We start from the raw sequence: 10,862 nt of genomic DNA on the forward strand, positions 1-10,862 counted from the left end.
AGAGTATGCTGGCTCGATCAGTGTTTCCAGTCTTCATAAACGTTTGAATATTGATAGACTCTAGAGCAAGATGACTTTAGATAGACTCGTCATTTCGCTCTAAGTCTTTGCTTACGCATCATGTTTTTCCAAAAAGTGGCATCCACTTTTTGGCATGACGCTCTAGGGCGGATCGACATTTAGCGTTCTTAAGAATCATTTGGCCGCTAGACCCCCAAATATTGATCCGCCCGAGCCACAGTTTTTACGCGCATCTCGATCCTCTCATGACGCCATCCTGAAATCCGTGTTGACGGCCAAAGGCCATTATCCGTGTCTATCCGTGGCTAAACCTTGCATATATTTCGTGTCTTTTCGTGGCTTTCGTGGTTAAACGCCCTTGTTTCTATTTGTGTGATGCAGAACCATGACGAACTCCGTAACCGACAGACCCGCGCCCAAAAAGGGCATACTCGACATTGCCCCCTATGTCGGCGGTAAGTCGAAGATCGAGGGCGTTACTGATCCGATCAAGCTGTCTTCCAATGAAAATGCGCTGGGCTGTTCGGCGCTGGCCACCGCCGCCTATGCAGCGGCCAGTGCGAAACTGTTCCGCTATCCCGATGGCCATGCCGGGCCGTTGCGCGAAGCCGTGGCGGCCTATCATCAGCTAGAGGCCGACCGGCTCTTGTTCGGCAATGGCTCGGATGAGGTCTTCGCCGTGCTCAACCAGACATGGCTCGAAGCGGGCGATAATATCGTCACCGGCGAACACGGCTTTCTGGCCTATCGCATCTCGGCTCTGGCCTGTCAGGCCGAGGTGAAGCTGGCGGCGGAACCCGATGAGCGCATCGAGATCGATGGCCTGCTGGCCCTGGTCGATGCGCGCACCAAGATCGTCTATATTTCCAATCCGGCCAACCCGACCGGCACCTGGAACACGCCCGACGAACTGGCCGATCTGCGCGCCCGGCTCGATCCACAGATCCTGCTGGTGATCGACGAGGCCTATGCCGAATTTGCCGACGCACCGGACTGGGCCTCGGCCTTCGAGATGGCGCGTGACGCCGACAATATCATCGTCACACGCACCTTCTCAAAAATTCACGGTCTGGCGGGTCTGCGCGTCGGGTTTGGCTATTGTCCAAAGCCGGTGATCGAGGCGATTGATCGCATCCGCCTGCCGTTCAATGTCAATTTACCGGCGCAATATGCCGCCGCCGCCGCTTTGCAGGATGCCGACCATATCGCCGCCTCGCGCCAGCAGGTGCTGAACTGGCGGCCGCGCCTGATTCAGGAAATCCGCGCCTTAGGGCTGGATGTGCGCGCCTCTGCCGGCAATTTCGTGCTGATCCATTTCCGCGACGAGGCCGAAGCCGTGCGCGCCAACGAACACCTGATGCGCTCAGGCCTGATCGTGCGTCATGTCGCTAATTACGGCCTGCCGCGCGCTTTGCGCGTCACTGTTGGCAAGGATGATGAGAACCGCGCCTTCCTTGATGCGCTGGCCGAATTTACCAAGGTGCGTGATTAGGTCTGTTGGGTAGCTTAGACATTATTCACCACGGAAAGCACGGATATTTTTTAACGCGAAGCGACGGCATCTTTTGCATAGAGGATCGAAGCGTGGAGCCACTTCATGGGGATATTCCGACATGAATTTCCGTGCTTTCTGTGTTTTCCGTGGTTCCAATTTTTTAAAGCGCTAAGGCGCGCGCATAAACCGCGGCGGCGGGGTTTGGCGTTTCGCTGCAAGCCCTCTATATTGCCGATCTGATCCGTCAATCCTTGAGTCCCTATATGCCCGATCAAACCGCACTTTCCGCACCGCGTATCGCCTTCGGTCAGGGCCTGCTGCGCGATGGCTGGTGGTTCGCCGCGCTTTCGGGCGATCTCAAGCCCGGCAAGCTGCAACGCTATGTCATCCTTGGTGAACCGGTTTTGCTGGCGCGCGATCTGGATGGCCAGCCTTACGCGATGCGCGACATCTGCCCGCATCGCGCCGCACCGCTTTCTGCCGGTGAAATGATACGCGATGGCCGGGGTGGGGGCTGCGTGGTGCAGTGCTGCTATCATGGCTGGACGTTCGATACCCAGGGCACCTGCACCTCCGTGCCGTCTCTGACCTCGGATCAGCCGATGGATGTCGGCAAAATCCGCGTGCGCAGCTATACCTTGCGCGAACAGCAGGGCATTGTCTGGATCTGGATCGCCGAAGACGGGCGCAAGGCTCCCGAACCCGATCATGAACCGCCCATGCTGCCGGGCGTGGTGGGCGGCGCGCCTTTGATCGTTGAGACGATGGATTTCGACAGCCATATCGATCATGCCGTGGTGGGGCTGATGGATCCGGCGCACGGCCCCTATGTGCATCAGCAATGGTGGTGGCGTTCATCGAAGCAGCAGCTTGAAAAATCAAAGGCTTTTGAGCCGCGCGACTACGGGTTTGCGATGGTGCGCCACCGGCCGTCGTCGAACAGCCGCGCCTATAAGATTTTAGGCGGCGCACCGGCCACTGAAATCACCTTCCGCCTGCCCGGTATCCGTTATGAGCATATCGAGATCGGCAAAAAACAGGTGCTGGGCCTGACCTGCCTGACGCCGATTGATGACAGCCACACCCGCATCACCCAGATCTTTTGGTCGGATCACGGGCTTTTCCGCTTCATCGCGCCGATTTTCCGCTTTGGGGCCAAGGCCTTCCTCAAACAGGACGGCGACATGGTCAATCTGCAAAACGAGGGACTGAAATACGACCCCACGCTTCTGTGGATCGACGACGCCGACACCCAGGCCAAATGGTATCAGCAGCTCAAGAAAGAATGGCTGGCCTCGCGCGCCGAAAAACGCGCCTTCGTCAATCCGGTGAAGCCCGCCATCCTCAAATGGACGAGCTAGAGCAACGAGCGTTTAATTTGACTTACAAATTGAATGCGAGATGCGGAAAAACGTAAAATATAGAGTGGGTTGCATTCCTTTGACCGATTCAATCAGAATGCAAACCGCTCTAGAGCAACGAGCGTTTAATTTGACTTACAAATTGAATGCGAGATGCGGAAAAACGTAAAATGTAGAGCGGGTTGCATGCCTTTGACCGATTCAATCAGAATGCAGACCGCTCTAGCTAAGGGCGCTGCGCAGCGCCGCGCCCATCGCCACCGGCGCTATAGCCAGCGCAAACAAAGCATAGGCCGCTAAAAAAGCCAGAGCCTGCGTGGCCGAATGGCCGGGCATGGCCTGCATCAGGCCCGCGCCGAAAATGACCGGCGGCGCATAGAGCGGCAGCACCAGCAGCGCCATCAGCACGCCGCCCTTGCGCGCGCCCAGGGCCAGTGACGCGCCGATGCCGCCGATCAGGGCAAAGCTCAAACTGCCCAGCATAGCCGCCACCAGCCCACCTACGGCCAGAGCCGGGGCGGCACCCAGTATGATCATCACCGCAGGCGTCATGACCGACAGGATCAGGCCCGTGCCCAGCCACTGGCTGATCACCTTCAGAAGCGCGATCAGTTCGAGCGGCAACGGCCCCAGCCGCAGCAGATCGAACACGCCGTCCTCGTAATCGCGCTCAAACAGACGTTCCAGCGACAACAGGCTGGCCAGGGCCAGACACAACCAGGTCAGGCCCGCCGCAATGCGCGTCAGCACGGCCTGATCGGGGCCGAGGCTCAGAGGGATCATCGCCATCAGGGTCAGGTAAAAACCGACCGCCAGCAAGGGGCCGCCGCCGCGCGTCAGCGACAGGCCGAGATCACGGCGCAACAGGGCCAGGGCCGCACGGATCATAGGTTTCCTCCCCTGCAGCGCAGCGTACGGGGGAGGTGGCGCGGCGAAGTCCGCGACGGAGGGGGCACGACCGCAGCCGGGAGGCCCCCTCCGTCTCGACGCGCTGCGCTGGCTCGCCACCTCCCCCGCTTTGCAGGGGAGGAACAGGTACAGGTTCCACTAAACACGCGCGGCCTCGTATTCTTTTGCCGTCGGCCGCGTCAGATGCAGGTTGCGCGTCGCAAACGGCAGGGCGTCATGCACCGCCGCGATCAGCAATCCGCCTTCACGCAGATGCTCCTGCATCAGACCGGCCAGCAGGGCGCGATGGGCGGCATCGAGCGGGGCCATCGGCTCATCGAGCAGCCAGAGCGGGCGCTTGGCCATCAACAGCCGCGCGCAGCTCAGGCGTCGCTTTTGCCCGGCTGATAAATAGCGCGTTTCGAGATCCATCAAGGGGCCAAGACTGAGCGCCTCCAGCCCGGCCAGATCACCGCCCAGCCACTGTGCCTGAAAGGCCAGTTCCTGCGCCACGGTGCGGGCAGGCGATAAACTGTCCTGATGGCCGAGATAATGGACGAGCTTCGTCTGCGCCGTCTCGGTATCGAGCGTCTTTTCGTCCTGCACAAAACGAATACGCCCGCCATCGGGGGCGGAAAACCCGGCCAGACAGCGCAAAAGCGTGGTCTTGCCGACGCCGTTTTCGCCGGTCAGGCTGATCGCGCCGCCCGATGCCAGATCGAAATTCAGATGGTCGATCAGCAGGTTATAGCCCTTTTTCAGGCATAATCCCTCGATGTGCAGGCCAAGCCCCATAAAAAACCCTTTTCAAGCTCACGCCTTCATAGACGAATTACCAGAAGAAGTTTAGAAGGCATATGCCTGCATCCGGGTTATCGCAGCGCAATGAAGCGACCCTGTGCGTCCTTCATCCAACGCGCGCACCCGGAACATTACGGTTCGCCATCGGGGCCAGCCAGCAGGATGAACAAAAGGATCGTGCCTACATGTCCGTGGACAGCTTTAAATCGAAAGCCAGCCTTCAGGTTGGCGACAAGACCTACACCTATTACGATCTGAAAGCCGCCGAGGCCAATGGCCTGTCGGGCGTCTCGCACCTGCCCGCCTCGCTGAAGGTGCTGCTGGAAAACCTGCTGCGCAACGAAGACGGCGTTTCGGTGTCGAAGCCCGACATCGCCGCCATCGCTGCCTGGGCCACCAATAAGGGTTCGGTCGAGCATGAGATCTCGTTCCGCCCGGCGCGCGTGCTGATGCAGGATTTCACCGGCGTGCCCGCCGTGGTCGATCTGGCCGCCATGCGCGACGCTATGGTCAAGCTGGGCGCCGATCCGGCCAAGATCAATCCGCTTAACCCGGTCGATCTGGTCATCGACCACTCGGTTATGGTCGATTATTTCGGTCACAATGATTCGGCGACCAAGAATGTTGACCGCGAATATGAGCGCAATATCGAGCGCTATAACTTCCTGCGCTGGGGCTCGTCGGCCTTCAATAATTTCCGCGTCGTGCCTCCCGGCACCGGCATCTGCCATCAGGTGAACCTCGAATATCTGGCCCAGACCGTGTGGACCAATGTCGCAGATGGCGGCGAGGTGGCCTATCCGGATACCGTGGTCGGCACCGATTCGCACACCACCATGATCAACGGCCTCTCGGTTCTCGGCTGGGGCGTCGGCGGCATCGAAGCCGAAGCCGCCATGCTGGGCCAGCCCATCCCCATGCTGATCCCCGAAGTGATCGGTTTCAAGCTGACCGGCAGCCTGCCCGAAGACGTGACGGCCACCGATCTGGTGCTGACCATCACGCAAATGTTGCGCAAAAAGGGCGTGGTCGGCAAGTTCGTCGAATATTACGGCGACGGCCTGACGCGCATGACGCTGGAAGACCAGGCCACCATCGCCAATATGGCCCCGGAATATGGCGCCACCTGCGGCTTCTTCCCGGTCAGTCAGGCCACCATCGACTATCTCAACAAGTCGGGCCGCGCCCCTGAGCGCGTGGCGCTGGTCGAAGCCTATGCCAGGGCGCAAGGCCTGTGGCTCGATCCTGAGCATGAGCCGGTCTTCACCGACACGCTCGAACTCGATCTGTCCACGGTCGAGCCTTCGCTGGCCGGCCCCAAGCGTCCGCAAGACCGCGTGTCCCTGTCGGGCGTCTCGGCGGAATTTGCGCAAGCTCTGGCCGGTGAATTCGGCAAGGCGGGCGAAGAAGACAGGCGTGTCGCCGTCGAAGGCGCGGATTTCACCATCGGCCACGGCGATGTGGTGATCGCCGCCATCACGTCCTGCACCAACACCTCCAACCCCTCGGTGCTGATCGCCGCTGGTCTTCTGGCCCGCAAGGCGCACGCCCGTGGCCTGAAGGTCAAGCCGTGGGTGAAAACCTCGCTGGCTCCCGGCTCGCAGGTTGTTACCGACTATCTCAACGATTCCGGCCTGACGCCTGATCTCGATGCGCTCGGCTTCAATCTGGTCGGCTATGGCTGCACCACCTGTATCGGCAATTCCGGCCCCCTGCCCGACGCCATTTCGGCGGCGATCAACGCCAATGAACTGATCGCCTCGGCGGTCATTTCCGGCAACCGCAACTTCGAAGGCCGCGTCAGCCCCGATGTGCGCGCCAACTATCTGGCCTCGCCGCCGCTGGTCGTGGCCTATGCCCTGGCCGGTTCGACGAAGCTGAACTTACGCGAAGAGCCGCTCGGCATCGGTTCGGACGGCCAGCCGGTCTTCCTGAAGGACATCTGGCCGACCAAGGCCGAGATCAAGGCGCTGCAAGACCAGTTCGTCTCCAACGCCCTGTTCGACAAGCGCTATTCCGACGTCTTCAAGGGCGACGAACACTGGCAGGCGATCAAGGTTTCCGGCGGCCAGACCTATGACTGGGACGGCCAATCGACCTATGTGGCCAATCCGCCCTATTTCGACGGCATGACCATGACGCCGGACAAGGTGACCGATCTGGTCGAGGCGCGCGTGCTGGGCATCTTCGGTGACTCGATCACCACTGACCACATCTCGCCCGCCGGCAATATCAAGAAGACCTCGCCCGCCGGGGAATATCTGTCGGCGCATAATGTGCCGGTGACGGAGTTCAACTCCTACGGCGCGCGCCGTGGCCACCACGAAGTGATGATGCGCGGCACCTTCGCCAATATCCGCATCCGTAACAAGATGACGCCCGAAATCGAAGGCGGCGTGACCCGGCACTACCCGTCGGGCGCTGTTATGCCGATCTATGACGCCGCCATGCGTTACCAGTCGGAAGGCCGCAATCTGGTCATCTTCGCCGGTAAGGAATACGGCACGGGCTCGTCGCGCGACTGGGCGGCTAAGGGCACCAAGCTGCTGGGCGTGCGCGCCGTTATCGCTGAATCGTTCGAGCGCATCCACCGTTCCAATCTGGTCGGCATGGGCGTCCTGCCCTTGCAGTTCAAGGTGGATGGCTGGGCCAAGCTGGGCCTGACCGGCGAGGAAATCGTCACCATTCGCGGTCTGGAAAACATCCAGCCGCGTCAGGAACTGATCGTCGAACTGTTCCGCGCCTCCGATGGCAAGGTGGCCCGCTTCCCGGTGCGCTGCCGCATCGATACGCCGACCGAGCTGGAATATTACAGGAATGGCGGCGTCATGCCGTATGTTCTGCGTAATCTGGCGCGCGACGCACAGTAAGGGGGCAAGCCCCCTTAACCCAAACGATTAGGAAGGCCCGCTGTCGGATATGGCAGCGGGTTTTTTCTTTGCCGGGAAAGCAAAAAAAGCCCCGGCAGCTTTCGCTGCCGGGGCCTTATCACAGCATGACGAAAATCAGGCGCTGACCGAAGCGGCGGTGCGAATCTGATCATTGATCGCTTTGGACACCTGCGAACCGGAGCATGTGCCGCCCAGATCGCGCGTCAGCGTGCCCTGCTCGACAATCGTGTCGATGGCGGCGTCGAGCGCATCGGCTTCCTTCATCAGGTTGAGCGAGAAGCGCAGCATCATGGCCACCGATTTCAGCGTGCCAATCGGATTGGCGAGGTCTTTACCGGCAATATCAGGCGCCGAACCGTGGATTGGCTCATAAAGACCCTTACCGGACGTGCCGAGCGAAGCGGAGCCCAACAGACCGATGGAACCCGGCAGAACCGAGGCCAGATCGGACAGAATATCGCCGAACATATTTTCAGTCACCACCACGTCGAACGAGGTCGGGCGGGTGACGAGGTGCATGGCCATCGAATCGACGAGATTGTGCTCAAGCTCGACATCCGCATATTCGGCCTTGTGCAGCTTGATGACCGTTTCGCGCCACAGGCGGCTGGTTTCGATCACATTGGCCTTATCGACGCTTGTGACCTTGTTGCGGCGCTTGCGGGCGGCTTCGAAGGCCACGCGGGCCACGCGCTCGACTTCGGCGACCGTATAGACGCATTCGTCGGTAGCCGAGGTTTCGGTGCGCGTCTGCTTGCCGAAATAGAGGCCGCCCGTCAGTTCACGAACGATCAGCATATCAGCGCCTTCGACCACTTCGGCTTTCAGCGGCGAACGATGCACCTGCGAGGCCTTGACCTCCATCGGGCGCAAATTAGCGAACAGACCCATCGATTTGCGCACGGCCAGCAGGCCCTGCTCCGGGCGCATCTTGCCTAAGTCCCACTTAGGGCCGCCCACGGCACCAAGCAGAACAGCATCCGCCGCCAGACAGGCCTTGTCGGTGTCTTCGGGGTAGGGATTATTGTCGGTATCAATGGCGATCCCGCCGATACGCTTTTCTTCGAACGTGAAGCTGTGGCCGTACACCTCACCGATCACCTTCAGGGCCGAAACGCCTGCGGCGGCCACTTCGGGGCCGATGCCATCACCGGGCAGGACGACAATATTAAACGAACCCATTAGGCAGCTTCCTTGTGATTGGCTTTTTCATAAGCTTCGATGGCGGGCAGGCGCTTTTGCAGCCAGCCCATAGCGTCCACGCCTTCGAGCAGGCACTGGCGGGCGAATTCCTCGACCTGGAAGGTGAAGACCGTGCCGTCTTCCAGCGTCAGGGCGCAGGATTCCAGATCGATGGTGACGCGCTGTTGCGGATTTTTGAGCAGCTTGTCATAGGTGGCCTTATCGACCACCACCGGCAGCAGGCCGTTCTTTAAGCTGTTCGATTTGAAGATGTCGGCGATCTCGGTCGAGATGACGGCCTTGAAGCCGTAATCCATCAGCGCCCAGGGCGCGTGTTCGCGGCTACTACCGCAGCCGAGATTATTACCGGCCACCAGAACGCGATGTTCGGTCGGGTCGATGGTGTTGAGGATGAAATCCTTGTTCGAACCATCGGCATTATAGCGCCAGTCATTAAAGGCCACCTTGCCAAGGCCAGCCTTGGTGGTGGTGGTCAGGAAGCGGGCCGGAATGATCTGGTCGGTGTCGATATTGGCTTCCGGCAGCACGACGATGCGCGACGAAAAGCTGTTGTTGGATTCTTGGTTTGACATATGGGTTTCTTCTTTTCTCATCCTCCCCTGCGAAGCGGGGGAGGGGGACCACGAAGGGGTGGAGGGGGGAGGAAATGGTCGGCTTCGCCCCCTCCGCCTCGACAAGCTCGGCACCTCCCCCGCTTCACCAAGAGGCTCGCAGGGGAGGATGAATATTATGCGGTTTCCAGAGCCATGAATTGACGGGGATCGGCCACATGACCAGCGATGGCCGAGGCGGCGGCGGTGGCAGGACTGGCCAGAACCGTGCGCGAACCGGGGCCCTGGCGGCCTTCGAAGTTGCGGTTCGAGGTCGAGACGGCCAGTTGACCCGGCAGAACGAAATCGCCGTTCATGGCAATGCACATCGAGCAGCCCGGCAGACGCCATTCAGCGCCCGCCTCGGTGAAGATCTTGTCGAGCCCTTCTTTTTCGGCCTCGATACGCACCCATTCCGAACCCGGAACCACCAGGGCGCGCACGCCCTCGGCCACCTTGCGGCCTTTGAAGATGGCGGCGGCGGCGCGCAAATCGGCCATGCGGCCATTGGTGCAGGAGCCGATGAAAACGACATCGACCTTTTCCGCCGAGCGTGCTTCGCCGCCGGTAAAGCCCATATATTTCAGAGCGCGTTGCTGGTCTTCATTATCGGCGACCGGCACACCCCTGACGATGGCCGCACCCTGATCGGGCGAGGTGCCCCAGGTGGCCATCGGCTCAATGGCGGAACCGTCGATGCGGATTTCCTTATCGAACTGCGCGCCTTCATCAGAGGCCAGAGCCAGCCAGCTTTTGGCGGCTTCGTCAAACGCCGTACCGTGCGGCACATATTCGCGGCCGCGCAGCCATTCGACCGTCTTGGCGTCCGGGGCGATCATGCCGCAGCGCGCACCGGCCTCAATCGACAGGTTACAGACCGTCATGCGGCCTTCCATGTCGAGCGCTTCGATAACGGGGCCGGCATATTCAAGCGCATAGCCCGTGCCGCCCGAAAAGCCGAGCGTGGCGATCACAGTTAGGGCGACGTCCTTGCCGGTAACGCCCGGTTGCAGCTTGCCGTCCACCGTGATGCGCATGGTCTTGGGCTTGCGCTGGGCCAGACACTGGGTGGCCAGAACGTGGCCGACTTCCGAGGTGCCGATACCAAAGGCGATACAGCCAAACGCGCCGTGGGTCGAGGTGTGTGAGTCGCCGCACACCACCGTATAACCCGGCTGGGTCAGGCCCATTTCCGGCCCGATAACGTGGACGACGCCACGGTTTTCGGCATCATAGCCAAACAGGCGCACGCCGTTCTTGGCGGCATTCTGTTCGAGCGTATGCACCTGAATCTCGGCCTGTTTGGTGACGTAAGGACGATTGCCTTGCGCATCAGGGCGCAGGGTCGGGATCGAGTGATCGAGCGTGGCGAAGGTGCGGTCGGGGCGGCGCACCTTCAGGCCGCGCGCGTCCAGCTCCGAAAAGGCCTGCGGCGAGGTGACTTCGTGGACGAGATGCAGGTCGATATACAGAACGGCGGGGCTGGTGGCGCCTTCCGGTTCGACGACGTGGGCATCCCACACTTTTTCAAATAAGGACTTGGGCATGGTTTCGTCTCTTGTTTCATTTTCATTTTTCCTCCCCTGCAAAGCGGGGGAGGTGTCGCGGCTTG

The 10,862-nt window shown here is 60.5% G+C and carries 8 protein-coding genes; 3 read left to right on the plus strand and 5 right to left on the minus strand.

The annotated features are described in order from the left end of the window. Window positions 1-406: 406 nt before the first annotated feature. On the plus strand, window positions 407-1,513 hold the full coding sequence (gene hisC / locus QB905_RS08985; protein ID WP_282974529.1) for a histidinol-phosphate transaminase: 1,107 nt from the start codon (window positions 407-409) through the stop codon (window positions 1,511-1,513). A 266-nt stretch (window positions 1,514-1,779) separates the two neighbouring features. Next, complete coding sequence (locus QB905_RS08990) at window positions 1,780-2,877, plus strand: aromatic ring-hydroxylating dioxygenase subunit alpha (RefSeq protein WP_282974531.1); 1,098 nt, start codon at window positions 1,780-1,782, stop codon at window positions 2,875-2,877. Window positions 2,878-3,099: 222 nt separating this feature from the next. Here the strand turns inward: QB905_RS08990 and ccmB are convergent, their stop codons facing one another. Continuing rightward, the gene (gene ccmB / locus QB905_RS08995; protein WP_282974533.1) at window positions 3,100-3,765 is read right to left on the minus strand and encodes a heme exporter protein CcmB; all 666 of its coding nucleotides are present in this window, start codon (window positions 3,763-3,765) and stop codon (window positions 3,100-3,102) included. Window positions 3,766-3,924: 159 nt separating this feature from the next. After that, complete coding sequence (ccmA, locus tag QB905_RS09000) at window positions 3,925-4,560, minus strand: heme ABC exporter ATP-binding protein CcmA (RefSeq protein ID WP_282974535.1); 636 nt, start codon at window positions 4,558-4,560, stop codon at window positions 3,925-3,927. A 191-nt stretch (window positions 4,561-4,751) separates the two neighbouring features. Here ccmA and acnA point away from each other — a divergent pair, with 191 nt between their 5' ends. After that, on the plus strand, window positions 4,752-7,436 hold the full coding sequence (gene acnA, locus QB905_RS09005; protein ID WP_282974536.1) for an aconitate hydratase AcnA: 2,685 nt from the start codon (window positions 4,752-4,754) through the stop codon (window positions 7,434-7,436). 135 nt (window positions 7,437-7,571) lie between these two features. Here acnA and leuB read toward each other — a convergent pair whose 3' ends face one another. The 3 genes from leuB to leuC all read right to left on the minus strand — a co-directional run bounded on the left by leuB (window position 7,572) and on the right by leuC (window position 10,797). Further along, complete coding sequence (leuB, locus tag QB905_RS09010) at window positions 7,572-8,639, minus strand: 3-isopropylmalate dehydrogenase (RefSeq protein WP_282974538.1); 1,068 nt, start codon at window positions 8,637-8,639, stop codon at window positions 7,572-7,574. Then, window positions 8,639-9,232: a 3-isopropylmalate dehydratase small subunit gene (leuD, locus tag QB905_RS09015; RefSeq protein WP_282974540.1), complete on the minus strand. Its 594-nt coding sequence runs from the start codon at window positions 9,230-9,232 to the stop codon at window positions 8,639-8,641. The genes leuB and leuD overlap by 1 nt, the downstream gene beginning before the upstream one ends. 155 nt (window positions 9,233-9,387) lie before the next feature. Continuing rightward, complete coding sequence (gene leuC / locus QB905_RS09020; protein ID WP_282974541.1) at window positions 9,388-10,797, minus strand: 3-isopropylmalate dehydratase large subunit; 1,410 nt, start codon at window positions 10,795-10,797, stop codon at window positions 9,388-9,390. Between the last annotated feature and the right edge of the window lie 65 nt (window positions 10,798-10,862).

Origin of the sequence: Asticcacaulis sp. EMRT-3 (assembly GCF_030027245.1) — a bacterium.
GTDB lineage: Bacteria > Pseudomonadota > Alphaproteobacteria > Caulobacterales > Caulobacteraceae > Asticcacaulis.

Excerpts from the sequence above, each read along its gene's own strand:
- ccmB (WP_282974533.1), bottom strand. The coding sequence starts at position 3,765 with ATGATCCGTGCGGCCCTGGCCCTGTTGCGCCGTGATCTCGGCCTGTCG.
- leuC (WP_282974541.1), bottom strand. The coding sequence starts at position 10,797 with ATGCCCAAGTCCTTATTTGAAAAAGTGTGGGATGCCCACGTCGTCGAA.
- leuB (WP_282974538.1), bottom strand. The coding sequence starts at position 8,639 with ATGGGTTCGTTTAATATTGTCGTCCTGCCCGGTGATGGCATCGGCCCC.
- leuD (WP_282974540.1), bottom strand. The coding sequence starts at position 9,232 with ATGTCAAACCAAGAATCCAACAACAGCTTTTCGTCGCGCATCGTCGTG.
- hisC (WP_282974529.1), top strand. The coding sequence starts at position 407 with ATGACGAACTCCGTAACCGACAGACCCGCGCCCAAAAAGGGCATACTC.
- ccmA (WP_282974535.1), bottom strand. The coding sequence starts at position 4,560 with ATGGGGCTTGGCCTGCACATCGAGGGATTATGCCTGAAAAAGGGCTAT.
- acnA (WP_282974536.1), top strand. The coding sequence starts at position 4,752 with ATGTCCGTGGACAGCTTTAAATCGAAAGCCAGCCTTCAGGTTGGCGAC.
- QB905_RS08990 (WP_282974531.1), top strand. The coding sequence starts at position 1,780 with ATGCCCGATCAAACCGCACTTTCCGCACCGCGTATCGCCTTCGGTCAG.